Source organism: Georgenia sp. H159 (assembly GCF_035607575.1).
Lineage (GTDB): Bacteria > Actinomycetota > Actinomycetes > Actinomycetales > Actinomycetaceae > Oceanitalea.
The window spans coordinates 11,654-37,189 of the sequence record NZ_JAYDZY010000006.1; the positions used below are offsets into that span (position 1 = coordinate 11,654).

General features: G+C 72.6%; 19 protein-coding genes. 9 read left to right on the forward strand and 10 right to left on the reverse strand.

The features are described 5' to 3' along the window. The first annotated feature begins 17 nt into the window (after positions 1 to 17). The 4 genes from glgX (at position 18) to VR894_RS08230 (ending at position 6,978) form a co-directional block, all read left to right on the forward strand. Positions 18 to 2,138 carry a glycogen debranching protein GlgX gene (glgX, locus tag VR894_RS08215; protein ID WP_324650892.1) on the forward strand — a complete coding sequence of 707 codons (2,121 nt, stop codon included), beginning with the start codon at positions 18 to 20 and terminating at the stop codon, positions 2,136 to 2,138. Next, positions 2,135 to 4,663 carry a malto-oligosyltrehalose synthase gene (treY, locus tag VR894_RS08220; RefSeq protein WP_324650893.1) on the forward strand — a complete coding sequence of 843 codons (2,529 nt, stop codon included), beginning with the start codon at positions 2,135 to 2,137 and terminating at the stop codon, positions 4,661 to 4,663. Before glgX ends, treY begins: the two co-directional genes overlap by 4 nt. After that, positions 4,656 to 6,422, forward strand: a complete 1,767-nt coding sequence (treZ, locus tag VR894_RS08225; RefSeq protein WP_324650894.1) for a malto-oligosyltrehalose trehalohydrolase — start codon at positions 4,656 to 4,658, stop codon at positions 6,420 to 6,422. Before treY ends, treZ begins: the two co-directional genes overlap by 8 nt. Before the next feature lie 70 nt (positions 6,423 to 6,492). Next, positions 6,493 to 6,978: a hypothetical protein gene (locus VR894_RS08230; RefSeq protein ID WP_324650895.1), complete on the forward strand. Its 486-nt coding sequence runs from the start codon at positions 6,493 to 6,495 to the stop codon at positions 6,976 to 6,978. On the opposite strand, the gene VR894_RS08235 is transcribed toward VR894_RS08230, so the two are convergent. From VR894_RS08235 to VR894_RS08250, 4 genes are all read right to left on the reverse strand, one after another. Next, a complete protein-coding gene (locus VR894_RS08235; protein ID WP_324650896.1) occupies positions 6,968 to 8,002 on the reverse strand; it encodes a lipid II:glycine glycyltransferase FemX in 1,035 nt (344 codons plus the stop codon). The genes VR894_RS08230 and VR894_RS08235 overlap by 11 nt on opposite strands. Then, positions 7,999 to 9,066 carry a lipid II:glycine glycyltransferase FemX gene (locus VR894_RS08240; protein ID WP_324650897.1) on the reverse strand — a complete coding sequence of 356 codons (1,068 nt, stop codon included), beginning with the start codon at positions 9,064 to 9,066 and terminating at the stop codon, positions 7,999 to 8,001. The genes VR894_RS08235 and VR894_RS08240 overlap by 4 nt, the downstream gene beginning before the upstream one ends. 73 nt (positions 9,067 to 9,139) lie before the next feature. Continuing rightward, positions 9,140 to 10,120, reverse strand: a complete 981-nt coding sequence (locus VR894_RS08245) for an LLM class flavin-dependent oxidoreductase (protein ID WP_324650898.1) — start codon at positions 10,118 to 10,120, stop codon at positions 9,140 to 9,142. 53 nt (positions 10,121 to 10,173) lie between these two features. Then, complete coding sequence (locus VR894_RS08250; RefSeq protein ID WP_324650899.1) at positions 10,174 to 10,923, reverse strand: YaaA family protein; 750 nt, start codon at positions 10,921 to 10,923, stop codon at positions 10,174 to 10,176. A 134-nt stretch (positions 10,924 to 11,057) separates the two neighbouring features. Between VR894_RS08250 and VR894_RS08255 the strand changes: the two genes are divergently transcribed. Beyond that, positions 11,058 to 11,933 carry a putative RNA methyltransferase gene (locus VR894_RS08255; RefSeq protein ID WP_324650900.1) on the forward strand — a complete coding sequence of 292 codons (876 nt, stop codon included), beginning with the start codon at positions 11,058 to 11,060 and terminating at the stop codon, positions 11,931 to 11,933. A 90-nt stretch (positions 11,934 to 12,023) separates the two neighbouring features. Here VR894_RS08255 and VR894_RS08260 read toward each other — a convergent pair whose 3' ends face one another. Continuing rightward, positions 12,024 to 12,392: a metalloregulator ArsR/SmtB family transcription factor gene (locus VR894_RS08260; RefSeq protein ID WP_324650901.1), complete on the reverse strand. Its 369-nt coding sequence runs from the start codon at positions 12,390 to 12,392 to the stop codon at positions 12,024 to 12,026. 56 nt (positions 12,393 to 12,448) lie between these two features. On the opposite strand from VR894_RS08260, the gene VR894_RS08265 reads away from it, so the two are divergent. Continuing rightward, on the forward strand, positions 12,449 to 13,582 hold the full coding sequence (locus VR894_RS08265; RefSeq protein ID WP_324650902.1) for a cation diffusion facilitator family transporter: 1,134 nt from the start codon (positions 12,449 to 12,451) through the stop codon (positions 13,580 to 13,582). 94 nt (positions 13,583 to 13,676) lie between these two features. On the opposite strand, the gene VR894_RS08270 is transcribed toward VR894_RS08265, so the two are convergent. Beyond that, the gene (locus VR894_RS08270) at positions 13,677 to 14,930 is read right to left on the reverse strand and encodes a hypothetical protein (protein ID WP_324650903.1); all 1,254 of its coding nucleotides are present in this window, start codon (positions 14,928 to 14,930) and stop codon (positions 13,677 to 13,679) included. Positions 14,931 to 15,018: 88 nt separating this feature from the next. Between VR894_RS08270 and VR894_RS08275 the strand changes: the two genes are divergently transcribed. The 3 genes from VR894_RS08275 to VR894_RS08285 all read left to right on the forward strand — a co-directional run bounded on the left by VR894_RS08275 (position 15,019) and on the right by VR894_RS08285 (position 19,063). Further along, the gene (locus VR894_RS08275; RefSeq protein ID WP_324650904.1) at positions 15,019 to 15,594 is read left to right on the forward strand and encodes a DUF3000 domain-containing protein; all 576 of its coding nucleotides are present in this window, start codon (positions 15,019 to 15,021) and stop codon (positions 15,592 to 15,594) included. Between the two features lie 85 nt (positions 15,595 to 15,679). Next, positions 15,680 to 16,909 carry a ribonuclease D gene (locus VR894_RS08280; RefSeq protein ID WP_324650905.1) on the forward strand — a complete coding sequence of 410 codons (1,230 nt, stop codon included), beginning with the start codon at positions 15,680 to 15,682 and terminating at the stop codon, positions 16,907 to 16,909. A 75-nt stretch (positions 16,910 to 16,984) separates the two neighbouring features. After that, positions 16,985 to 19,063, forward strand: coding sequence for a 3-hydroxyacyl-CoA dehydrogenase NAD-binding domain-containing protein (locus tag VR894_RS08285; protein WP_324650906.1), 2,079 nt, complete (start codon positions 16,985 to 16,987; stop codon positions 19,061 to 19,063). A 282-nt stretch (positions 19,064 to 19,345) separates the two neighbouring features. Here VR894_RS08285 and pflA read toward each other — a convergent pair whose 3' ends face one another. From pflA to VR894_RS08305, 4 genes are all read right to left on the reverse strand, one after another. Next, positions 19,346 to 20,248, reverse strand: a complete 903-nt coding sequence (pflA, locus tag VR894_RS08290; protein ID WP_416380829.1) for a pyruvate formate-lyase-activating protein — start codon at positions 20,246 to 20,248, stop codon at positions 19,346 to 19,348. A 107-nt stretch (positions 20,249 to 20,355) separates the two neighbouring features. After that, positions 20,356 to 22,617: a formate C-acetyltransferase gene (gene pflB / locus VR894_RS08295; protein ID WP_324650907.1), complete on the reverse strand. Its 2,262-nt coding sequence runs from the start codon at positions 22,615 to 22,617 to the stop codon at positions 20,356 to 20,358. Between the two features lie 146 nt (positions 22,618 to 22,763). Next, a complete protein-coding gene (dxs, locus tag VR894_RS08300; RefSeq protein ID WP_324650908.1) occupies positions 22,764 to 24,680 on the reverse strand; it encodes a 1-deoxy-D-xylulose-5-phosphate synthase in 1,917 nt (638 codons plus the stop codon). A 94-nt stretch (positions 24,681 to 24,774) separates the two neighbouring features. After that, on the reverse strand, positions 24,775 to 25,401 hold the full coding sequence (locus VR894_RS08305; RefSeq protein ID WP_324650909.1) for a DinB family protein: 627 nt from the start codon (positions 25,399 to 25,401) through the stop codon (positions 24,775 to 24,777). Between the last annotated feature and the right edge of the window lie 135 nt (positions 25,402 to 25,536).

Below are 25,536 nucleotides of genomic sequence, written 5' to 3' on the forward strand. Positions count from 1 at the left end.
ATGAGAACCTATCGCCCATGCAGCCTTGGCCTGGACGTCCCTATCCCCTTGGTGCCACGTTCGACGGCACCGGCACCAACTTCGCCCTCTTCTCCTCCGTCGCCGAGCGCGTCGAGCTCTGCCTCGTCGACGACGACGGATCCGAGGAGCGCATCGAGCTCACCGAGGTCGACGGGCACGTGTGGCACTGCTACCTGCGATCGGCCCAGCCGGGCCAGCGGTACGGCTACCGCATCCACGGCCCCTACGACCCCGAGCAGGGGCACCGGTGCGACCCCTCCAAGCTGCTGCTCGACCCGTACGCGAAGGCCATCGACGGCAACATCACCGCCGACCCGTCGCTGTACTCCTATCAGTTCGAGGACCCGACCAAGCGCAACACCGACGACTCGGCCCCCCACACGATGCTGTCGGTCGTCATCAACCCGTTCTTCGACTGGGAGTTCGACCGTCCGCCGGGTCACGAGTACCACGACTCGGTCATCTACGAGGCGCACGTCAAGGGCCTGACCCAGCTCCACCCCGACGTCCCCGAGGAGCTGCGCGGGACCTACGGCGGCCTCGCCCACCCGTCGGTCATCGAGCACCTCACCGCCCTGGGCGTGACGGCGATCGAGCTCATGCCGGTCCACCAGTTCGTCAACGACCCCCACCTGCAGGAGAAGGGGCTGAGCAACTACTGGGGCTACAACACCATCGGCTTCTTCGCCCCGCACAACGGCTACAGCTCCCTGGGTGGCGGCGGACAGCAGGTGCAGGACTTCAAGACCATGGTCAAGGCCCTGCACGAGGCCAACATCGAGGTGATCCTCGACGTCGTCTACAACCACACGGCCGAGGGGAACCACCTGGGCCCCACGCTGTCCTTCAAGGGCATCGACAACGCCTCGTACTACCGCCTGGTGGAGGACGACAAGGCCCACTACTTCGACACGACCGGCACGGGCAACTCCCTGCTCATGCGCTCCCCGCACACGCTGCAGATGATCATGGACTCGCTGCGGTACTGGATCACCGAGATGCGGGTCGACGGCTTCCGCTTCGACCTCGCCTCGACCCTGGCCCGCGAGCTGCACGCCGTCGACCGGCTCTCGTCCTTCTTCGACATCATCCAGCAGGACCCGGTCATCTCCCAGGTCAAGCTCATCGCCGAGCCGTGGGACCTCGGCGAGGGCGGCTACCAGGTCGGCGGGTTCCCGCCGCTGTGGACGGAGTGGAACGGGCGCTACCGCGACACCGTGCGCGACTACTGGCGCGGGGAGCCGGCGACGCTGGCCGAGCTCGCCAGCCGGATCACCGGCTCGGCCGACCTCTACGAGCACTCCGGCCGCCGGCCGGTCGCCTCGATCAACTTCGTCACCGCCCACGACGGCTTCACCATGCGGGACCTCGTCTCCTACAACGAGAAGCACAACGAGGCCAACGGCGAGGGCAACCAGGACGGCGAGAGCCACAACCGGTCGTGGAACAGCGGGGCCGAGGGGGAGACCGACGACCCGGAGGTCAACGCGCTCCGGCTGCGTCGGCACCGCAACCTCCTCGCCACCCTCCTGTTCTCCCAGGGCGTGCCGATGATCGCCCACGGTGACGAGCTGGGCCGCACCCAGCAGGGCAACAACAACGTCTACTGCCAGGACAACGAGCTGGCGTGGGTCGACTGGGACCTCACCGAGGAGCAGGAGCACCTGCTCGACTTCACCCAGCGCATGGTCCACTTCCGCGCCGCCCACCCGGTGCTGCGCCGTCGGCGCTTCTTCGCCGGCGACCCCGGCCACGGCGGGCAGTCCGACATCGGGGAGATCGCCTGGCTCAAGCCCTCCGCCGAGCCCATGGAGGACGAGGACTGGGACCAGTCCAGCGCGCGCTCCATCTCGATCTTCTACAACGGCCTGGCCATCCCCGAGCCCGACGGGCGTGGCGAGCGGGTCACCGACGACAACCTGCTCGTCATGCTCAACGCGGCCGCCGAGCCGGTCACCTTCACGATCCCCGACGACACCTACGGCTGCGTGTGGCGCACCGCCATCAACACCGACCCGACCGCGGGCGACAACGGGGAGTACGAGCCGGGAGACACGGTCAAGGTCCTCCCCCACAACACCGTCATCCTCGTGTGCCCCAAGGAGGACGAGGCATGAGTGACGCCTCGACACCCGCCACCGCAGCATCCGCCCACCTCCCGGCGCCAGGCCGCCGGCTCCCGGTGAGCACCTACCGCCTCCAGCTGGGCCCCGACCTCACCTTCGCCCAGGCCGAGGAGCAGGTCCCCTACCTCCGGGACCTGGGGGTCACCGACCTGTACCTCTCCCCCGTGCTGGAGGCCGCACCCGGCTCCACGCACGGCTACGACGTCGTGGACCACTCCCGCATCTCCTCCGTCATGGGCGGCAGGCAGGCGCTGGAGAGCCTGTGCACGACGGCGCACGCGGCAGGGCTGGGCATCGTCGTGGACGTCGTCCCCAACCACATGGCCGTGCCCACCCCGGCCTGGCACAACCGCGCGCTGTGGTCGGTGCTCAAGGACGGGACCGAGTCGCCCTACGCGAGCTGGTTCGACGTCGACCTGCAGTCCGAGCGTCCCGGGATCCTCATGCCCGTGCTCGGGCAACGCGTCGGCGCGGTGCTGGCCGCCGGCGAGCTCCGCGTCGAGCACATGGTCGTGCCGACCGAGCCCGAGCTCGGCGAGCAGCCGGTCCTGCGCTACTACGAGCACACCTTCCCGGTGCGGCCCAGCACCGAGCACCTGCCCCTCGCCGAGCTCCTCGAGCGTCAGTTCTACCGCCTCTCGTACTGGCGGGTGGCGGACGAGGAGCTGAACTACCGGCGGTTCTTCGACGTCGACACCCTCGCGGCGCTGCGGGTGGAGGACGCGGAGGTCTTCGACGCGAGCCACGCACTCCTCCTCGAGCTCATCGACTCCGGCCACGTCGACGCGCTGCGGATCGACCACCCGGACGGCCTGGCCGACCCGCGGGGCTACTTCCAGCGGCTGCACGAGGCCACCGGCGGTGCGTGGGTCGTCGCGGAGAAAATCCTCGAGGACGACGAGCTGCTGCCACCCGACTGGCCGGTCGCGGGCACGACGGGCTACGACGCCGCCTGGCGGATCAACTCCGTGCTCACCGACCCCGCCGGCTCCGGCGGGCTCGGCACGGCGATGACCGAGCTCGCCGGGGACGCCCGCGGCGAGCTCACCGGGCTCATCGCGGAGTCCAAGCGGCAGATCATCGGCACCTCGCTGTACGCGGAGGTCCACCGGCTCGCCACGCTGCTGCGCGAGCTGTGCGACGAGGACGTGCGGCTGCGCGACCACACCTACCGCTCGCTGGAGGACTGCGTCGTCGAGCTGCTCGTCGCCTTCGACCGCTACCGGGCCTACGTCGTGCCCGGGGAGCCCGCTCCCCCGCTGAGCGAGCGAGTCGTGCGGGCGGCCGCGGAGGAGGCCCGCACGCGGCTGGACGAGGACCGGCACGAGACCCTCGACGTCGTCGTCGACCTGCTGCTCGGGCACGAGGTCGGCAGTGCCGGCCGCATCCACGACGCGCACCGCGCCGAGGTCATCATCCGCTTCCAGCAGGTGTGCGGCGCGGTCATGGCCAAGGGCGTGGAGGACACCGCCTACTACCGCTGGACCCACCTCGTGAGCCTGTGCGAGGTCGGTGGCGCTCCCCGACGTTTCGGTATCAGCGTCGACGAGCTCCACGCCTGGGCCGCACAGACCCTCGCCGCCCACCCCGCGACGATGACGGCGGGCAGCACCCACGACACCAAGCGCGGCGAGGACGTCCGGGCCCGCATCGGGGTGCTGTCGGAGTACGCCGAGGAGTGGCTGGACCTTCTCCAGCGGCTCCGGGAGGCCACCGCCGACGTCCGGCCCACCGGCCTGGACGGGCGCGCGGAGAACCTCCTGTGGCAGACACTCGTCGGCACGTGGACCGAGCAGGACCCGATGGACGCCGACCGGCTCCGCGGCTACCTCACCAAGGCCGTCCGCGAGCAGAAGTCGTGGACCACGTGGACCGACCCCGACACCACCCGCGAGGAGGCGCTGCTCGACTACGCGGCCGCACTGCTCGACCACCCGGAGGTCGCCACCGCGCTCACCGAGTGGGGCCGCACGACCGGTGCCGCGGTGCGCGCGGCCGTCCTGGGCGCCAAGCTCGTGCAGCTGACCATCGCCGGCGTCGCGGACGTGTACCAGGGCAGCGAGATCACCCGCACGTCCCTCGTCGACCCGGACAACCGTCGCCCCGTCGACTTCGGTGTACTGGCCCGCCAGCTCGAGCGCCTCGACGCCGGGGCGACACCGACCGGCCTGGACGAGGTCAAGCTCGCCCTCACCGCACGCACCCTGCGGCTGCGGCGCCGGGAGGCCGCGGCGTTCGTCGGCGCGCAGGCCCAGTACCTGCCGCTGCCGACGTCGACCGGGCACAGCATCGCCTTCGCCCGCGCCGACGACACCGGCCCGCGTGCCGTCACGGTCGTCACCCGGCTCGCCCGCGGCCTGGAGGCCGTCGGCGGGTTCGGGGACCACACGGTCGTGCTGCCGGACGGCCACTGGCGCGACGTCCTGACCGGACGGGAGGTCCCCGGCGGGTCGTGCCGCCTCGCCGACCTCCTCGACCCCCACCCCGTCGCACTCCTGGAGCGAGCCGATGACTGAGCCCCTGACCGTCTGGGCACCGGCCGCACGCGCGGTGGAGCTCAGCCTGCCCACCGGTCCGGGCGAGGACGGCGAGCGCGTCCGGCTCGTGGCGCGCGAGGACGGCTGGTGGCAGGCGCCCGAGCCGCTGGCACCGGGGACCGACTACCTCCTCCACGTCGACGGCGGCCCCGGCCGGCCCGACCCCCGCAGTGCGTGGCAGCCCCACGACGTCCACGGGCCCTCACGCGTCTTCGACGCGACGGCCTTCACCTGGAGCGACTCGTCCTGGACGGGACGCTCCAGCCTGGGCGCCGTCGTCTACGAGCTGCACGTGGGCACCTTCACCCCCGAGGGCACGCTCGACGCGGCGATCGACCGGCTGGACCACCTCGCCGGGCTCGGCGTCGACATGGTGGAGCTCATGCCGGTGGCCGCCTTCCCCGGGGAGTTCGGCTGGGGCTACGACGGCGTCGCGCTCTACGCCGTCCACCACGCCTACGGCGGACCGGAGGCGCTGCAGCGGTTCGTCGACGCCGCCCACGCGCGCGGACTGGCCGTGTGCCTCGACGTCGTCTACAACCACCTCGGCCCGTCCGGGAACTACCTCGGCGAGTTCGGCCCGTACTTCACCGACCGCCACGAGACCCCGTGGGGCACCGCGGTCAACCTCGACGGCCCCGACGCCGGGCCGGTACGGCGGTACGTCATCGACAACGCCCTGCGCTGGCTGCGCGACTTCCACGTCGACGCGCTGCGCCTGGACGCGGTCCACGCCCTCATCGACGACTCCCCCACCCACCTGCTGGCGGAGCTGTCCGACGCCGTCGCCACGCTCGAGCAGGAGGTCGGCCGGCCCCTCTCCCTCATCGCCGAGTCCGACCTCAACGACGCCCGGATGGTGACGCCGACCGCCGACGGCGGGCTCGGGATGACCGCCCAGTGGGACGACGACGTCCACCACGCCCTCCACGCCCGCCTCACCGGCGAGCGGCACGGGTACTACGTGAGCTTCGGGACGACCGAGACGCTGCGCACCGCGCTGACGGACGTCTTCGTCCACGCCGGGACCTACTCCGAGTTCCGCGGCAAGGTCTGGGGTGCCCCGGTGCCCGCGGACGTCGACGGGCGCCGCTTCGTCGTCTTCTCCTCCAACCACGACCAGGTCGGCAACAGGGCGACCGGGGACCGGCCGGGCCGGGTGCTCGACGACGGGCAGCTGGCCATCTCCGCAGCGGTCACCCTGCTCGGGCACTACACGCCCATGCTGTTCATGGGCGAGGAGTGGGGCGCGCGGACGCCCTTCCAGTACTTCACCGACCACGCCGAGCCGGAGCTCGCCGAGGCGATCCGCACCGGGCGGACCGAGGAGTTCGCCTCCCACGGCTGGGAGGAGGTCTACGGCGGCGACGTCGAGGTGCCCGACCCGCAGGCCCGCGAGACGTTCCTGGCGAGCAAGCTCGACTGGTCCGAGCACGAGCAGGAACGGCACGCCCGGCTCCTCGGCTTCCACCGCGACGTCATCGCCCTGCGGCACCGCGAGCCGGACTTCGCCAGCGGCATCCGCGCCGACACCGCGGTGATCGCCGGCGAGGACGGCGACTGGCTCGTCATGTACCGCGGCTCGCACGCCGTCGTCGTCAACTTCGCCGACGAGCCACGACAGGTGCCGCTCCGCGGGGCGGTGTCCGACGTCGTCCTGGGGTGGAGCGGCAAGGCCGACGTGGCCGGCGACGTCGTCACGCTGCCCGCCCACGACGTGCTCGTCATCTGCCGCTGAGCGCCTCGTCGGGGAGCCGCGCCGACGCGAACGACGTAGCGTCGAGACACCGCAACGAGGAGGAGGACCCGTGACCCAGACCGTCATCGTGCTGACCGAGGACACGCTGCTGGACACCGACGTGAGGCAGGTCGTCGACCACTACGCCAGCCGCGACGTGCGCTTCCAGGTGCTCGTGCCCGCGGACACCGACCACAACGTGGTCCAGGAGGTCATCAACGACCTCGGGCTGCTCAACCTGCGCCGGCTGTGGCACGACATCACCGAGCCGGACCCGGACGACGCCGAGGCGCGCGTCGAGGCGACCGAGGCGCTGCGCCTGTCCCTCGCCCGGCTCGAGGCGGCCGGGGCGACGGCGGACGGCGTCGTCGTCCAGGACGACCCGCTGCCCGCCCTCACCCAGGCGGTGCACAACCACTCCGCCGCGGAGGTCGTCGTCGTCACCCGCCCGAAGATGCTCGACGACACGTTCCGCCGCGACTGGGCCTCCCGTGCCCGCGAGGCCCTGGGCCTCCCGGTCCTGCACCTCTACACGGGCTCGAGCATCATCGGCTGAGCAGGCGCGCCCTGATCTCTCCGGCCGTGGCCGCGGCCCACCGCTTGGCGGCCAGGCCCCGCACGAGCGCGTCGTAGCCGTGGGGGTGCAGCGGCACGTCCCAGGCGGGAGCGACCTCGGTGATCTCCTTCTCGAACTTCGTCTTGAACTGCGTGAGTCCGGACAGCCCGGGGAAGCGGTCCGAGCCCGCTCCGGCGAGGTCGTAGGAGCGCACCCCGTCGGCGTGCAGCGTCTGGATGACGTGCCAGTGCAGGAGGTCCGCGGCGTAGGCCTGGCGCGCCTCGGCGCTGGAGGCACCGACGGAGTACAGCGCGGCGCCGTCGTTGACCAGGACCAACGCCCAGGCCAGCACCCTGCCCTCACGGCGGGTGACGAAGACGCGCGCGTGCTCCGGGCCGAGGGTGGCCAGCATGTCGAGGTACCGGCGCGCCGGGTGGGGGCCGAAGCCCTCCCGCTCCCCCGTCTCGACGAACACCTCGTAGAGCTCTGCGAAGGCCGCCTCGTCCAGGCCGGTCTCCTCGGCGACGGTGAGGCTCTCGTCCTTGAGGGCCTTGCGGATCGCCCGGCGCCCCTGCTGCTTCATCGCCGCGAAGATGTCCTCCTCGCTGCGGTCGAGGTCGACGACGACGGTCCTGTCGTAGGTGATCCCCTGGAGCACCGGCCGCAGGTCGGGCGCCTCGTGGGTCGCGTGCAGGCGGACGAAGACCAGCCGGGGGTCGATGTCGGCGAGCCGGGCGGCGAGCCGGCCGCGCAGGTCCGCCTCACGCTCGGGCGTCGGCTCGACGAGCCACACCGGCCCGTTCTTCGCCCACAGGTACCGGAAGCCACCCGGCCCTCGGACGACGGCGAAGGAGACGACGGCGGCGGGCGTGCCGTCGTCGTCGCGGTAGACGAGACGGCCCCAGTGGTCCCGGCCGTCGACGACGGCGTCGAACCGGGCCCAGACCGGTGCCTGCTCGATCGGCAGCGGGGTCCCTGCGGCGAGGCGGAGGTAGGTGGTGTCGTCGACGGGGCGCAGGGTCACGCTGCTCCCTCCTCGCGGCCGGTCGCGCGGCGTACCGCGGGCACGGCGCGGCGGGCCCCGGCCAGGGTGGCGCGCTTCGCGGCGAGTGCCTTGACGAGGGCGGCGTAGGCGAACGGGCGCACCGGGGTGTCCCACGCCGGTGGGACCTCGGCGACCTCGGGGTTGAACTTGGTCTTCATCGTCGTCAGCGCCTCCAGCGACGGCGCGAGCGGGGAGCCGACGCCCATGAAGTCGAAGGTGAGTGCGCCCTCGTCGCGCAGCGTCCGGATGATGTGCCAGTACAGCTGGGTCGGCGCGTCGTACGCCCGACCGCTGGCGGTGCTGGCCGCGTAGTACGCGGTGGCCGCGCCGTCGTTGACGGTGACGATGACCCAGGCCTGGATCTCGCCGTCGTGCCGGCCGACGAACAGGCGGGCGTGCTGTGGGCCGAGCGCGTCCAGCATCGTCGTGTAGACGCCCATCGGGTGGACGCCGAAGCCGTCGCGCTCGGCGGTCTCGCGCAGGACCTCGTAGAGCTCGGTGAAGTCCTCGGCGCTGAGGCCGGTCTCCTCGGTGCAGTCGACCGGCTGCTCACGCAGGCCCTTGCGCAGGTCGCGTCGTCCGCGCTTCTTCATGCCGGCGAGGATCTCGTCGTCGGTGCGTCCGCCGAGCTCGACGATGACGGTGCGGTCGTAGGTCACCGACTGGAGCAGCTCGTGGAGGTCCTCGGCCGGGTGGGTGGCGTGCAGGCGGACGAACACGAGCCTGGGGTCGACGGCACGGGCACCGGCGACGAGCCGCTCCCGCAGCGCGCACTCGAGCTCGGGGGTGGGCTCGACGAGCCACACGGGACCGTGCTTGGCCCAGAGGTAGCGAAAGCCTCGGCCGAGGTACTCGGACAGCGCGAGGACGGCGACCGGCTCCTCGTCGACGTAGCACGCGAAGCGCTTCCACGGCCGGCGCCCGGGCACCGCACGGTCGTAGTCGTCCCAGGCGAGGGACTGCTCCACCGGCACGACGACGTCCGTCGTCAACGCGGCGAACCCGTCCTCGTCCAGTGGCACGAGCCTGATGCTGCGCTCCACGTCATCCCCTTTCAGATCGCCCCCCACCCTAGGTGCTGGGCGGTGGGGCGCGCGGCAGGCGGGGCCCCGTGCCTCAGGAGAGATAGGCCTCCGCGAGCAGCTCGACGGACCTGAGGCGCTCCTCCACCGTCGGGCTCTGGTGGGCGATGATGAGCTCGTCCGCGCCGGTCCGGTCGGCGAACTCGGCGACCTTGGCGCGGACGACGTCGGGGGTCCCGACGGCGCTGTAGGTCATCATCTGGTGCAGGTGCCGGGCCTGCGGTGAGGCGAGGAGCGCGTCGGCCTGCTCGTCGGTGTACTCGGTGCCTGGACGCAGCAGCAGGGCGACCCGGCTGCGCATGATCTCGTGCTGCTGGCGCTCGGCCTCCGCCTGGTCGTCGGCCGCGACGACGTTGTAGGCGGCGATGACGTGCGGCGTGTCGAGCTGCGCCGAGGGCTCGAACTCGCGACGGTACAGCGCGATCGCCTCGTGGAGCGCGGCGGGCGCGAAGTGCGAGGCGAAGGCGTACGGCAGCCCGAGGGTGGCGGCGAGACCCGCACCGAAGAGCGAGGATCCCAGGACGTAGAGGGGCACGTCGGTGCCCTTGCCCGGGTAGGCGTCCACGCCGGGGATGCGGGACTGCCCGCGGAGGTAGCCCTGGAGCTCGAGGACGTCCTCGGGGAAGGTGTCGGCGGAGGAGGCGTCCCGGCGCAGTGCCCGCATGGTGTTCTGGTCGGTGCCCGGCGCGCGACCGAGGCCGAGGTCGATGCGACCGGGGTGGAGCGTGGCGAGGGTGCCGAACTGCTCGGCGATCGTCAGCGGCGAGTGGTTGGGCAGCATGATGCCGCCGGAGCCGAGCCGGATGCTGCGGGTGTGGGCGGCGACGTGAGCGATGAGGACCGACGTCGCGCTTGAGGCGATGCCCGCCATGTTGTGGTGCTCGGCGTACCAGACCCGCGTGTAGCCGGTCTCCTCGGCCTTGCGTGCAAGGGCCACCGTCCCGGCGAGGGACTCGGCGACAGTCTGGCTGCGGCCGACGGTGGCGAGGTCGAGGATGGAGAGCGGGAGGGGCATCGGGCGCCTTTCGTCAGGTAGTCCTACACCTGTCCAACCCGCGCGGTGGGGAACTATTCCGCGGTCACGTCCAGCACCCACGGCTTGCCCGGGCGCGCGGGCTCGTGGAGCGCGACGACGGTGAGGTCGCCGGCGAGCGCGTCGGCCAGCTCGCGGGGGGTCCGGGGCGTCACGCCGGTGCGGCACAGGTGTCCTGCGACGAGGCCGCGGGTGTGCTTGGCCATGTGGCTGGCTCCGGGGACGCGGACCTGGACCCAGTCCTTCGCCGCCGGTCCCTGCGGGGAGCCGGCGGCGGCGTAGGTCGAGGAACGGCAGTCCACGACGACGCCGGTGCCCGCCGTCGTCGTCAGCACCCCGTCGAGGTGCGTGCGCCAGAAGCGCGCGAGCGGACCGGTGCCGGGCAGGGTGACGTTCATCGCCAGGCGGTAGGGCGCGACCCGGTCCGAGAGCCGCAGCGCGCCGTGCAGCGCCGAGACGACGAGGACCCACCGGGTGGCGCGGCGACGGGCCGCGGCGTCCATCCCGTCCAGGTCGAGCGCGTCGTACAGCACGCCGGTGTAGAGGTCGCGCACCGGGAGGGCGGGGGCGGTGTCGAGCCGGGTGTTGCGGGCGACCTCGTCCGCCACTCCCGGGCTGACGCCGAGCACCTCGTGCGCGTCCGGTCGGGCGCTGACCGCGGCCAGCTCGCCGGCCACCGTCCGACGGGGTCCGACCAGCTCCCGGTGGCTCAGCCCGGCCGGGTCCACCGGCTTCCCCCTGCTGCGGGTGGACTTCGACTCCGACGGCGGCAGGAGGATGAGCACCGACCCAGCCTAGGCGACACCAAGCCCCACCCCCCGTCGCCGACAGCGGGATTGTTGCGGATACGCAGCCGAGGCGACACCGAGCCACCCCCGTCGCCGACAGCGGGATTGTTGCGCATAGGCTGGCGGCCGACATGGACACCCCGCGCATCGACCTCGTCCTGCCCTCCCTCCGCTGTCCGGTGTGCACCGAGAGCCTGACCCGGGAGGAACGGACGGTGCGCTGCCCGGGCGGGCACCGCTTCGACCTGGCACGCCAGGGCCACCTCACCCTCCTGCGTGGCGGTGGCCGGGCCGGGCAGGGTGACACCGCGGACATGGTGGCGGCCCGCGCCGCGTTCCTCGAGCACGGGCACTACGCCCCCATCGCCGAGGCACTCACCCAGGCGGTCGCGGCAGTGCCCGCCGTCACCGACGACGGCGCTCCACTCCTCCTCGACCTCGCCGGTGGCACGGGGTACTACCTCGCGGCCGTGCTCGACACCCTGCCGTCAGCGGTCGGCGTCGACCTCGAGCTCTCCACCTACGCCGCCAGGCGCGCCGCGCGGGCACACCCGCGCATGGCCGCGGTGCGGGCCGACGTGTGGCAGCGCCTTCCCGTCGCCACCGGCTCGGCCGCCGCGGTGCTCAGCGTCTTCGGTCCGCGCAACGCACCCGAGATCGCCCGGGTCCTCGCTGAGGAGGGGCGGCTGGTCGTCGTCGCCCCCGACCAGGACCACCTGCGGGAGCTCGTCGGGCCGCTCGGCATGCTCGCCGTCGCCCCGGACAAGGCCGAGCGGCTCACCCGTCAGCTCGCCGAGTTCACGGCCGTGGACGAGCAGGTGCTGCGCTACCGCGCGGACATGAGCCGGGCCGATGTCACGCACGAGGTCCTCATGGGCCCCAGCGCCCACCACGTCGACCGTGCCGCGCTCACCGCCGCCGTCACCGGCCTGACCGAGCCGGTGGGTGTCACCGTGTCCGTCACCGTGACGAGCTACCGCGCCGGGCGCGTCCCAGCTCCGCGGTAGACGTCACAGGCCCCGGCGCGGTGCGGCCGCGCGGACCCCGGAGTCCCGGGAGCCGGGCGCATCGTGGCACCCGACGTGGGGACTGGCCGGTCAGGTGCGCGGCGCCTGGGCACGGTAGCTGTGAGGGTCACGTCCCACGGCGGCGCCGGTCATGTGCTCGGCGTGGGACAGGGCCTCGGCGAGGAGGCGGTACACGTGCGCGTCGGTGGCCGTGTAGTACGCGAAGGTGCCCTCGCGCCTGCTCTGTACCAGCCCGGCCAGGCGGAGCTTGGCCAGGTGCTGGCTCACCGCCGTCGGGGCGGCTCCGACGGCCTCGGCCAGGGCGTTGACGCTGGACTCCCCCTGGAACAGCGCCCACAGGATCTTCACCCGCGTGGGGTCGGAGAGCATGCGGAACGCGTCCGTGGCGATGCGGGCGTGCTCGTCGTCGGGAACGGGACGGACGGGCTCGTCGTGCACGGCCCCGAGTCTAGCCAGGCTTGTTACCTGCATATCTGTGCAGATATGTTGTCACCGTGAGCAGCACACGTGAGACCCACCGGCCGGACAACGGGCACGGCCACCCCCACGACGACGGCCACGACCACGGCCACAGTCACGGCCATGGCCACGGCCACGCCGGCGGCCACAGTCACAGTCACGACGACGGACGTCCCCACCAGCACGGACCCGGCCCGCGCGGCGTCTGGGCACGGGTCAGGCACGCGCTCGTCCCGCACAGCCACGACCACACCGCCGCGATCCAGACTGCCGACGAGACGAGCTCCATCGGGATCCGGGCCGCCTGGGTCAGCCTCGGCGGCATGGGAGCCACGGCGCTGCTCCAGGTCGTCATCGTGTGGCTGAGCGGATCGGTCGCCCTGCTCGCGGACACCCTGCACAACCTCGGGCACCTCGCCACGACGATCCCCCTCATCATCGCCTTCCGCCTCGGTCGGCGTGCCCCGACCCGCCACTACAGCTACGGGTTCCGACGGGCCGAGGACCTCGTCGGGCTGCTCATCGGTGCCGTCGTGGCGATGTCTGCCGCGCTCATCGTGTGGGAGTCGCTGAGAGCGCTGACGACCCAGCGGGACATGACGCACCTGGGCTGGGTCCTCGCGGCAGCACTCGTCGGGGCCGCCGGCAACGAGCTGGTGGCGATCTACCGCATCCGCGCCGGACGGCGCATCGGGTCCGCCGCACTCGTCGCCGAGGGCCAGCACGCCCGCACCGACGCCTTGACCTCCCTCGCCGTCGTCATCGGCGTCGTGGGCGCCTGGGCCGGGCTGCCGTGGGTCGACCCCGTCGTCGGGCTCGTCATCGCCGCGGTCATCATCGCCGTCCTCGTCAGCTCGATGCGCACGGTCCTGCGCCGGCTCATGGACGGCGTCGAGCCGGGCACCCTCGACCTCGTCGAGACAGCCGCGGCTGCGATACCCGGAGTGGTCGCGGTGGACGGCGTACGCGCCCGCTGGCTCGGCCACCGCCTCGAGGCGGAGCTGAACGTCACGGTCGCCCCGAACCTGTCCGTCCGCGCGGGAGACGACATCGCCGACGCCGTGGACCACCACCTGCGGGGGACGGTCCCGCACCTGGACCGCGCCGTCGTCCGGGTCCACCCGGAAGCGCGAGGGTCGCAGCACCCGGTGGACCCACGAACCGCGTGACGGCACTGCACGACCGGGACCCGCTGGACGTGGTCCGCGCGTCCCACCGCGCTCCCAGGCCCACGTCGTGCGCCCCTGCCGTCGGACCGCGGCCCTACAGCCCCGTGGCGGTCGGCTCCGGGTAGTGCTCACGGAAGTCGCGGACCAGGTTCACCGTCGACGCCGCCCGGTAGAGCGTGCGGCGCGGGTCGCGGTCGAGCGGGTAGGCCAGGGGATGGGTGAAGCGCTTCGTCCGGTGGACCCGCCCGACCCGGCGGCGCAGCTCCTGGTCGGTGAGGTATCGGCGCACCAGCCGCCACGGCAGGTAGGAGTACACCCCGACATCCTGCTCGGGCCGGTACAGCGGCGACGACGCTCCTGAGATGCCGAGCTCCGTGCGGAAGTCCGCGACGACGGCGCGGGCCGGGTTCCGGCCGGCGACGTTGAGGTAGTAGTTGGGTCGCCCGATCCGCGGGTTGAGGTCGAGGAAGTGCGCGCGGCCGTCACGCGGGTCGACCTTGACGTCGAAGTTCGCGAAGCCGGTGAAGCCGAGCTCGCGCAGGATCGCTCCCGCCTGCCGCTCGACCTCCGGCTGCGCCTCGGTGAGGATCGTCGCCGAGTTCCCGATCATCGTCGGGGCGTGGAGCTGGAGCAGGAGCCGGCCGGAAGCCATGAGCGTCAGCTCACCGGAGCGGTCGACGTAGCCGGTGACCGTGCGTCCCTGGGTGTCGTCACCGGGGATGAGCTCCTGGGCCAGCACGACGTCCCGGAGCCCGGCACCCGCGAGGCGGCGCAGCACGGCGTCCGCCTGCTCCTGGGTGTCGGCGGTGTAGACCTTGCGCTTGCCCGCGTACGAGAGCAGGAGGTGCTCGGCGCTCACGGCGGGCTTGAGCACCACCGGGAAGGTGAGCCCCAGTCGCGGGGGTGACCATCCGGCGTCGTCGGCGGCGGCGAGGTCGACCGCCTGCGTGGCGGGCGTCGCGATGCCGAGGCGCTCGCACACGCGGGCCAGCACCTCCTTGTCCGCGGCGGCGGCGAGGACGTCGTCGGCGGCGAACGGGATGACGTAGTGCTCCTCGAGCAGGGCCCTGTTCCGGGCGAGGAGCTCGACCTCGTGCTCCGCATTGACCATGAGGAGGAGCGGCGTGCCGGCGTTCCCGCGCGCGACGTCGACGAGCGCGGCGACCGTCTGCTCCTCGTCCGCACCCGCGCCGACGAGCACGTTGTCGATGATCCGCGAGTGGTCGATCGGGCCGCGAAGCTGGTTCGACACGACGATCGACCGCACCCCGTAGGCCTCGTGGAACGACCGGGCGATCGAGTAGACACCCAGGTCGGTGCCGAGCAGGACGGGTCGGAAGTCGGCCACGGGCACTCCTCCTGGTGGGTGGTGGGCGCGGTGAGTCTATCCGGCGCGCCACGGCCCCGATCGGAGCCGGCGGTCCTAGCCTGACGGTGTGAACAGCGACGGTGCGCATGTCCCGCCGGACTTCGAGGAGGCGCTGCTCAGCCTGCGTGGGCGACGGCAGCGGTCCGAGGTGCGGCTGGAGGAGATCCCGGCGCCCACCCGCATCGCGCCCTTCGCGCTCGCGCTGACCGCGGAGGTCAACCCGACCACCGACCCCGAGACGCTCCTCGGCAGCGGCCGGTTCGTCGTCCTCCACGACCCCGACGGGCAGAGCGCCTGGGACGGGACGTTCCGCGTCATCATCATGGCCCGCGCCCAGCTCGAGGACGAGCTCGGAGCCGACCCGCTCCTCGGGGAGGTCGGCTGGGCCTGGCTCACCGACGCGCTCGCCTCGGCGGGCGCCGGGTACCACTCGCTGTCCGGCACCGTGACCCGGGTGCTGTCCGAGAGCTTCGGCGGGCTGTCCCTGCACGGCCGCGAGGTGGAGATCGAGATCCGTGCCTCCTGGTCGCCCAACACCACGGACCTCGGGCCGCACCTCGACGCGTGGACCGCGCTCGCCTGCTCCGCCTCGGGCCTCGAGCCGCTACCGGACGGCGTCACCGCACTCGCGCCACGCAGGTAGCGAGCGGAGCGGTCTTCGTCACGCCCACGGCCCTCGCCGCGTGCCGCTCGGGCCGCGGCGCCCGCACCGGCATACCGTGACCCCCATGACCGAGTCCGTCGATGCCCAGACCACGCCGCTGGTGCCGGTGACCGCACCGCGCGACGGAACGCCCCCGGTCATCACCACCCGGGCCGGGCTCACCGGCGCCGCCCGGGCACTCGCCACTGGCACGGGTCCGGTGGCCGCCGACGCCGAGCGCGCCTCGGGCTACCGCTACGGTCAGCGGACCTACCTCGTCCAGCTCCGCCGTGAGGGCGTCGGCACGGTCCTCATCGACCCCATCGCCGTCGGTGAGCTCAGCGAGGTCGACGACGCATTGAGCGACGCCGAGTGGGTGCTCCACGCGGCCAACCAGGACCTCCCCGGCTTCCACGACCTCGCCCTGCACCCCTCCCGCCTGTTCGACACCGAGCTCGCAGCGCGCCTCCTCGGACGGAGCAAGGTCGGTCTCGGCGCCCTCATCGCCGAGGAGCTCGGCTACTCGCTGGCCAAGGAGCACTCGGCCGCGGACTGGTCCCAGCGCCCGCTGCCGGAGGACTGGCTGCGCTACGCCGCCCTCGACGTCGAGTTCCTCGTCGAGCTGCGCGACCTCCTCGCCGACGCCCTCGAGGAGGCCGGCAAGCTCGAGTGGGCACGGCAGGAGTTCGAGGCCGTCCGTCTCGCGCCACCGCCCCCGCCCCGCGTCGACCCGTGGCGGCGCACGTCGGGCATGCACGTCGTCCGCAGCCCACACGGGATCGCCGTCGTCCGGGAGCTGTGGCACGCGCGTGACGAGCTCGCCCGCACGCGCGACCGCTCCCCCGGCCGGGTGCTGCCCGACCGCGCGATCGTCGCCGCCGCGATGGCCCTTCCCCGCAGTGAGCGCGCGCTCGTGGCGCTGCCCGAGTTCTCCGGCAAGGGCACCCGCCGCTCGAGCGCGTACTGGTGGGCCGCCGTCGAGCGTGCGCTGGCGCTGCCCGCGGACCAGCTGCCACCTCGCCGGCTGGCGGCCGGCACCGGGACACCGCCGCCGCCGCGCGCGTGGGCGGACAAGCACCCGGAGGCGGCTGCGCGGCTCGAGGCGGTGCGCGCCACCATCCGGTCGCTCGCCGAGGCCCACGACCTCCCCCAGGAGAACCTGCTCGCTCCCGCGACCCAGCGTCAGCTCGCCTGGACACCGCCCGACGTCGTCGACGAGGCGTCGGTCCGAACGGCGCTGGAGGCCCAGGGGGCCCGCCCGTGGCAGATCGAGCTGACCCTCCAGCCGCTCACGACGGCGCTGCGCACCTCCTGAGCGCCGGGTGGTGCACGCGCCACCGCACTACCCGGTACTGTCGGTCGTCGGTACCCGCATCACGAGGGAGTGACGATGACATCGCAGTCCACCACCACCATCGCCGTCGAGGACGTCGCGCTGGCCACCGGGACACTCGCGCTGGTGACCCTGACCGGGCCCGGCGGTCGGCCGGCCACGCTCGGCCCGCAGAGCATCGCCGCCCTGGAGGAGGCACTGCGGACGTGCGCCGCCCGCGTGGAGTCCGGCGAGCTCACCGCCGTCGCCGTGACGGGCACCTCCGGCTGCTTCGCGGCCGGTGCCGACCTCCGCGCCGTCGGGGCGATGGTGCACGAGGACGACGCCCGGAGCGTGGCCGAGGCGGGGCACCGCATCGTCGCGACGCTGCAGGACCTGCCGAGCTTCGCGCTGGTCAACGGTCTCGCCCTCGGGGGCGGGCTCGAGCTCGCCCTCGCCTGCCGCTACCGGGTGGTCACCTCCGACGCCGCCCCGCTCGGGCTGCCGGAGACCGGCCTCGGCCTGGTGCCCGGTTGGGGCGGCTGCTACCTGCTTCCCCGTCTCATCGGCCCGGAGGAGGCGCTGCGCGTCATCATCGACAACCCGGCGCGACAGCGGACCCTCACGGCGCAGCAGGCCCTCGACCTGGGTGTCGTCGACAGCGTCCAGCGGTCCGGTGAGGACGACTTCCGCGACGGCGCGCTCGCGTGGGTCACCGAGGTCCTCTCCGGTGCGATCGAGCCCGCGCGCACCGACCACACCGCCGACGCCGCCGCCTGGGAGGCCGCGGTCGCGGCCCGTCGCGACGCCGTCGCTCTCCGCGCCGAGGGCGGAGCACCCGCGCCCGCCCGCGCCCTCGAGCTGGTCTCCGCCGCGCGCACCGCGTCCCGCGAGGAGGGCTTCGCGGCCGAGGACCTCGCCCTCACCGAGCTCATCATGTCCGACCAGCTGCGGGCGTCGCTCTACGCCTTCGACCTCACCCGCGGCAGGGCCCGCAAGCCGCAGGGCGCGCCCGACGAGTCACTCGCCCGTCCGGTGCGGCGGGTCGGCCTCCTCGGCGCCGGGCTCATGGCCAGCCAGCTCGCGGTGCTCGTCGCCCGCACCCTGCGGGTCCCGGTCGTCATGCGTGACCTCGACGACGAGCGCGCCGCCGCGGGCCTCGACCACGTCCGCAGCCAGGTCGCCCGGCTGCAGCGCTCCGGCCGGATCGACGAGTCGGCCGCCGGCGAGCTGCAGGCACGCATCAGTGCCACCGCGGACCTCGCCGAGCTCGCCGGGTGCGACCTCGTCATCGAGGCGGTCTTCGAGGACCTCTCCGTCAAGCAGCGGGTCTTCGCCGAGGTCGAGCCGGTCGTCGGGCCCGACTGCGTCCTGGCCACCAACACCTCGGCACTGTCGGTCACCGACATGGCCGGCGGGCTCCGGCACCCGGACCGGGTCGTCGGGCTGCACTTCTTCAACCCCGTCGCCCAGATGCCGCTCGTGGAGGTAGTCCGGACCCCGCACACGTCCGACGCGGCCTACGCGACGGCCTTCGCCGTGGCCGCCGGCGCCCGCAAGAGCGCGATCGCGTGCCAGGACGCCCCCGGCTTCCTCGTCAACCGGATCCTCATCCGGCTCCTCGGCGAGGTGCTCGGCGCCCTCGAGGAGGGCACCTCCGTGGCGGACGCGGATCGCGCGCTCCGCTCGATGGGGCTGCCGATGGGGCCCTTCCAGCTCATCCAGCTGGTCGGGCCGGCGGTGGCGATGCACGTCCTCGACGAGCTGCGCCGCTCCCTCGGGGACCGCTACCCCGACTCCCCCGGTCTCGCCCGCATGGTCGAGGAGGGTGAGCGCTTCACCGTCGACGAGTGGCCCGGCGCCGCCTCGGCCGTCCGGGAGGACCTCGACCAGTTCTTCGGCTCCCGCCCGCTGCCCGAGCCGCTGGACGCCGACGGTGTGCTGCGGCGTGTCCAGCACGCGCTGGCGGAGGAGGTCGGGCTCCTGCTGGCGGACGGTGTCGTCGCGGACGTCCGGGACGTCGACCTCGGCATGGTCCTCGGAGCCGGGTGGCCGCTCCACAACGGCGGTATCGCGCCCTACCTCGACCGCTCCGGCGCCAGCGAGGCCACCACCGGCCGCCGCTTCCTCGCCCCCGGCATCGCCAGCCTCCCGTAACCCACACCCGCTTTCCCGCCGAGAGCGGACTTGTGTCCGCGCGTCCTTGCAACAATCCCGCTCTCGGCGCATGGGAGGCGCCCGTGGCGGTGCCGCACCCCCTCACGCTCCCCCGTTCACGCCGAGAGCGGATTTGTGTCCGTGCGCCCTTGCAACAATCCCGCTCTCGGCGCATGGGAGGCGCCCGTGGCGGTGCCGCACCCCCTCACGCTCCCCCGTTCACGCCGAGAGCGGACTTGTGTCCGTGCGCCCTTGCAACAATCCCGCTCTCGGCGTGATGTGTCAGTGGGTGGTGAGGCCGCGCGAACGGAACTGGGTGCGGACCCGGTCGACGAGCTCGAGCGAGGGGGGCTCGGCGTCGTCGAGCTGGTAGGTCATGCCCAGGCGCTGCCACTTGTCGCGGCCCATCTGGTGGAAGGGCAGCACCTCCACGCGGCTGACCGAGGCGAGGCCCGCGACGTAGTCGGCGACGGCGTCGACGTTCTCCACGGCGTCGGTCAGGCCCGGGACGAGCACGAAACGGACCCAGATCTCCTTGCCGAGGTCCGCGAGTCGCCGTCCGAAGTCGAGGGTCGGCTGCAGCTCCCGCCCGGTCGTGCGCTTGTAGGTCTCCGGGATGCCGGACTTCACGTCCAGCAGCACGAGGTCCAGGGCGGCGAGCAGGCGGCTGCTCGCGTAGGAGCCGAGGAAGCCCGAGGTGTCGATCGCGGTGTGCACGCCCAGCTCCTTGGCGCCCTCGAGCAGCCGGGTGAGGAACGCGGGCTGCATGAGCGGCTCGCCGCCGGAGACGGTTAGCCCCCCGCCGGTCGCCTTGAACACCGGGACGTATCGGCGGACCCGCCGCAGCAGCTCGTCGACGTGGACCGCCTCGCCGTCGCGCATGCGCAGCGTGTCCGGGTTGTGGCAGTAGAGGCACCGCAGCGGGCAGCCGGCGAGGAACGTCGTCATCCGGGTGCCGGGACCGTCGACCGCCGTGACGAGCTCCCAGGAGTGGAGCGAGCCGATGTCCCCGGCGCGCACGGCAGCGAGGTGCTCGCTGCGTGACATGTCCTCGACGTGCGCCAGGCCTGCCGTGCCCGCGGAACGGCGCAGCCGGGGAACCGCGTCCTCCGGCACCGCGACGTACTCGCCGTTGATCCCGTCGGGCGCCACGACCCCGCTGACGAGCGACTGCTCCTTGCTCATCGGTCTCCTTCCGTCGCGGTCCGTCGTGGATGAGCTCCCCGGTTCTCCTCACCTCACGCCCTCCCGAGGAGGGAGGTCGGAGGAGAACCGGGGAGCTCAGCGGCCGGTCACACGCTGCCGTGGAACGTCCGCGAGATGACGTCGAGCTGCTGCTCACGGGTGAGCCGGACGAAGTTCACCGCGTACCCGGAGACGCGGATCGTCAGCTGCGGGTAGTTCTCGGGGTGCTCCATGGCGTCCTCGAGGGTGTCCCGGTTGAGGACGTTGACGTTCATGTGGAAGCCCTGGGAGACCATGTAGGCGTCCAGCAGGCCCACGAGGTTGGTCACCTGCTCGTCCTTGGTGCGCCCCAGCCCCGACGGCACCACCGTGTTCGTCAGCGAGATGCCGTCCTGTGCCTCGGAGTACGGCAGCTTGGCCACCGAGAGCGCCGAGGCGAGCATGCCGTGGGTGTCGCGTCCGTTCATCGGGTTCGCACCCGGCGCGAAGGACTCACCGGAACGGCGCCCGTCCGGGGTGTTCCCGGTGTGCTTGCCGTAGACGACGTTCGAGGTGATCGTGAGCACCGACTGGGTGTGCACGGCGTCCCGGTAGGTGGGCTGGCGGCGGATCTTCTCCATGAACCGCTCGACGAGGGTGACGGCGATGTCGTCGACCCGGTCGTCGTCGTTCCCGAACGTCGGGAAGTCGCCCTCGACGTCGTAGTCCACGACGAGCCCGTCCTCGTTGCGCACGGGACGCACGGTGGCGTACCGGATCGCCGACAGCGAGTCGGCGGCCACCGACAGGCCGGCGATGCCGCAGGCCAGGGTGCGCAGCACGCCGCCGTCGTGCAGTGCCATCTCCAGCCGCTCGTAGGCGTACTTGTCGTGCATGTAGTGGATGCAGTTGAGGGCGTCGACGTAGGTCTGGGCCAGCCAGTCCAACAGCGAGTCGTACTTCGCCAGGACGTCCTCGTACTCGAGCACGTCGCCGGTCACCGGCTCGCTCACCGGCGCGACCTGCTTGCCGCTGTTCTCGTCACGGCCCCCGTTGATCGCGTAGAGCAGCGCCTTGGCGACGTTCACGCGGGCGCCGAAGAACTGCATCTGCTTGCCGATGGCCATCGCCGACACGCAGCACGCGATCCCGGCGTCGTCACCGCACTGCTCACGGATGAGGGAGTCGGACTCGTACTGGATGGCGGAGGTGTCGATCGAGACCTGCGCACAGAACCGCTTGAAGCCCTCGGGCAGCGCGTCGCTCCACAGCACCGTGAGGTTCGGTTCGGGCGCGGGGCCGAGGTTGTACAGCGTCTGGAGCATCCGGAAGGAGTTCTTGGTCACCAGGTGCCGGCCGTCGTTGCCCACGCCGCCGATCGACTCGGTGACCCACGTCGGGTCGCCGGAGAAGAGCTCGTCGTACTCGGGGGTGCGCAGGAACCGGACGATGCGCAGCTTGATGACGAAGTCGTCGATGATCTCCTGCGCCTCGCTCTCGGTGAGCACGCCGTCGGCGAGGTCCCGCTCGAGGAAGATGTCGAGGAACGTCGAGGTGCGGCCCAGGGACATGGCCGCCCCGTTCTGCTCCTTGACCGCGCCGAGGTAGGCGAAGTAGAGCCACTGGACGGCCTCGCGGCCGGTCCGGGCGGGCCCGGAGATGTCGTAGCCGTAGGACGCCGCCATCTGCTTGAGCTCCTGGAGGGCCCTGATCTGCTCGGAGTTCTCCTCGCGGTCCCGGATGACGTCCTCGACCGAGCGCTGCGCGTCGAGCACCGCGCGCTCGGCCTGCTTCGCCTCGATGAGGGCGTCGACGCCGTAGAGCGCGACGCGGCGGTAGTCGCCGATGATCCGGCCGCGGCCGTAGGCGTCGGGCAGCCCGGTGACGATGTGGGCGCTGCGGGCGCGGCGCACGTCCGGGGGGTAGACGTCGAAGACGCCCTGGTTGTGGGTCTTGCGGTAGGTGGAGAAGACCGTCTCCAGGGTCGGGTCGACCTCGTAGCCGTACGTCTCGAGCGAGGTGGCGACCATCCGCCAGCCGCCGTAGGGCATGATCGCCCGCTTGAGCGGGGCGTCGGTCTGCAGGCCGACGATGAGCTCGCGGTCCTCGTCGATGTACCCGGGCGCGTGGGCGGTGATGGTCGACGGCGTGGTCGCGTCGACGTCGTACACACCCTTCTCCCGCTCCTCGGGGAACATCGCGGCGAGCGTCTGCCACACGTGGGTGGTGCGCTCCGTGGGCCCGGCGAGGAACGCGTCGTCGCCGTCGTAGGCGGTGTAGTTGCGCTGGATGAAGTCACGGACGTCGACGGACTCCTGCCACGGACCGGGGGCGAAACCCCGCCATGCGCCCGTGGACTGCTGGGCCTGGTGGATCGTTGTCGTGGCCATTGCTGCCTCCCTCTGAGCCCGGCTCCTGCCGGTGGTTTCACCGTACGGACCGATCGGCTCCCGGCCGTGGGACCTAGGCCCGAGTACCTACGTAAGCCGTCTCACACGAGGGTAGACGGGTGTGACGCGCAGCACTGGCTGCGCGCTCAGCCGCGGGCCTCGGGCTCCACCGTCTCCGCGACCGGACCGAGGGCGACGACGGCGCCCGCGGCCTGGCGGGCGACGTCCTGCGCCTGGAGGTGGTACTGGGCGACGACCTGCGCGCGGCTGGCGTGGTCGAGGAACTCGTGGGGCAGCCCGTGGGTCTGGACCGGCAGGGTGTGGCCGGCCTCCGCGAGGGCGTCACGCACGGCGCTGCCGACCCCACCGGTCCCGAGCCCGTCCTCGACGACGACGACGAGGTCGTGCTTGGTGGCCAGCCCGACGAGGTCGGCGCTCACCGGCAGCACCCACCGCGGGTCGACGACCGTGGAGCCGATGCCCTGGGCCTCGAGCGCCTCGGCCACGGACACGGCGGTGTGCGCCATGACGCCGACACCGACGACGAGCACCCGTGGCCCGCCGTCACCGGCGGTGCGGGCGAGCACGTCGACGCTGCCCTCGCGCCCGACGGCGGCGAGCGGGTCGGGCAGCGCGCCCTTGGGGTAGCGCACGACCGTGGGGGCGTCGTCGACGTCGATCGCCTCGCGGAGCTCGGCGCGGAGGGTGGGCTCGTCGCGCGGCGCGGCCAGCCGCAGCCGGGGGACGGTGCGCAGCAGCGCGAGGTCCCACATGCCGTTGTGGCTCGCGCCGTCGTCTCCCGTGATGCCGGCACGGTCGAGGACGATCGTCACCCCGGCGCGGTGCAGCGCGACGTCCATGAGGAGCTGGTCGTAGGCGCGGTTGAGGAAGGTCGCGTACAGCGCCACGACGGGGTGCAGCCCGGCGAAGGCCATCCCGGCCGCGGAGGTGAGCGCGTGCTGCTCGGCGATCCCGACGTCGACGACGCGGTCGGGGAACTCCTCGGCGAGCGGTGCCAGCCCCACCGGCGCCAGCATGGCGGCGGTGACGGCGACGACGTCGCTGCGCTGCCGCGCGATCTGGACGATCTCCTCGGCGAAGACGGACGTCCAGCCGAACCGGGAGGGGGCGACGGGCAGGCCGGTCTCCGGGTGGATGACGCCGACGGCGTGGAACCGGTCGGCGATGTCCTCCTCGGCCGGGCTGTAGCCGCGGCCCTTCTCGGTGATGGCGTGGACGATGACGGGGCTGCCGAAGGCCTTGGCGCGGCGCAGCGCGAACTCCATGGCGGGCAGGTCGTGGCCGTTGACCGGGCCGATGTACTTGATGCCCAGGTCCTCGAACAGGCCCTGGGGCGCGAGGACGTCCTTGACACCCTTCTTCAGGCCGTGGAGGGCGTCGTAGGTCATCCGGCCGGGCGGGCCGCTGCGCTGCAGGGCTCGCTTGCCCCAGCCGAGCACCTTCTCGTAGCCGCGCGCGGTGCGCAGGGCGTCGAGGTGGTGGGCCAGGCCACCGATCGTCGGCGCGTAGGAGCGGCCGTTGTCGTTGACGACGATGATCAGCCGACGGTCCTGGGCCTCGGCGATGTTGTTCAGCGCCTCCCAGGCCATCCCACCGGTGAGGGCCCCGTCGCCGATGACGGCGATGACGTGCCTGGTGCGCTGGCCGGTGAGCTCGTGGGCGCGGGCGATGCCGTCCGCCCAGGACAGCGCCGTCGAGGCGTGGGAGTTCTCCACGATGTCGTGCTCGGACTCCGTCCGGCTCGGGTAGCCCGAGATGCCGCCCCGCTTGCGCAGGTCGGTGAAGTCCTGCCGGCCCGTGAGCAGCTTGTGGACGTAGGCCTGGTGGCCGGTGTCGAACACGACGCGGTCGCGGGGGGACTTGAAGACGCGGTGGATCGCGAGGGTCAGCTCGACGACACCCAGGTTGGGTCCGAGGTGTCCTCCGGTCTTGGACACGGAGTCGACGAGGTAGTCACGCAGCTCCTTGGCCAGGACCTCGAGCTCCGCGGTGGTGAGGGAGCTGAGGTCCGCGGGCCTGCGGATGCGTCCGAGCTGGCTCATCGCGCCCCTTTCCGATCGGCGACAGGCGCTGGTTCACCCTACGACGCGCCACGCCCCCGCGCGAGGACGCCGGCCGTGAGCAGCGCCTCCCTCCTCACCCGGGCCGCGGGCCCTCCCCCGCGCCGGAGGTGCGGCGCAGGTCGGTGAGGACGAAGATCTCCGCCCCGTGGTGGATGAGCTCGCGGTTCATGTGGAGGACGAGGTGCGCGAAGGGTGCCCCCGCGTCGACCTCGGTGGCCTGGCTCAGCCCCACGGTCATGAGCTCGTCGTCCGGCAGGGCTGCGATTCCGTCGCGCCAGGCCTCCACCCAGTGGGTGAGGGCGGACCGGGCGGGACCGACCTCTCCGTGGAGCTCGACGTCGGCACGTCGCCACTGCCGCTCCCCGAAGGTCCACTCCCAGCGCTCGGCGAAGGCCTCGGTGAGGTGGGCGACGAGCCAGGCGATCGTCCGTGGGCCGGGCTCGTCCGGGCCGTCCGGCCACTCGGCGACCCACGCACCCGTCCCGAGGGTCCGCGCCGTCCGCTCCTCGCCACGGTGCACGACGCGCAGCGCGCCGGCGCTCGGCTCCCAGTGGAACTCCTCCTGGGTCACCGTCGCGAGGCGGGCGCTGAGCTTCATCCAGGAGAAGCCGAGCTGACCCAGGACCGTCGCCTTGGGTGTCGGCACACCGAGGATCGACCAGTCGAACTCCGCGGGCCCGTAGTCGCCCTCGACAGCCATGTCGCCCCCTCGTCGTCGCGGCCCGGCTCGTGCCGGCTCGCCCCCACGATAGGGCCGCCGTCCCGCGGTCGGAAGGGTTCTGGTCCGCCGGGCCGGCACACGCGACGTGCGCGGCATCCGGCTCCCGACGGGAGC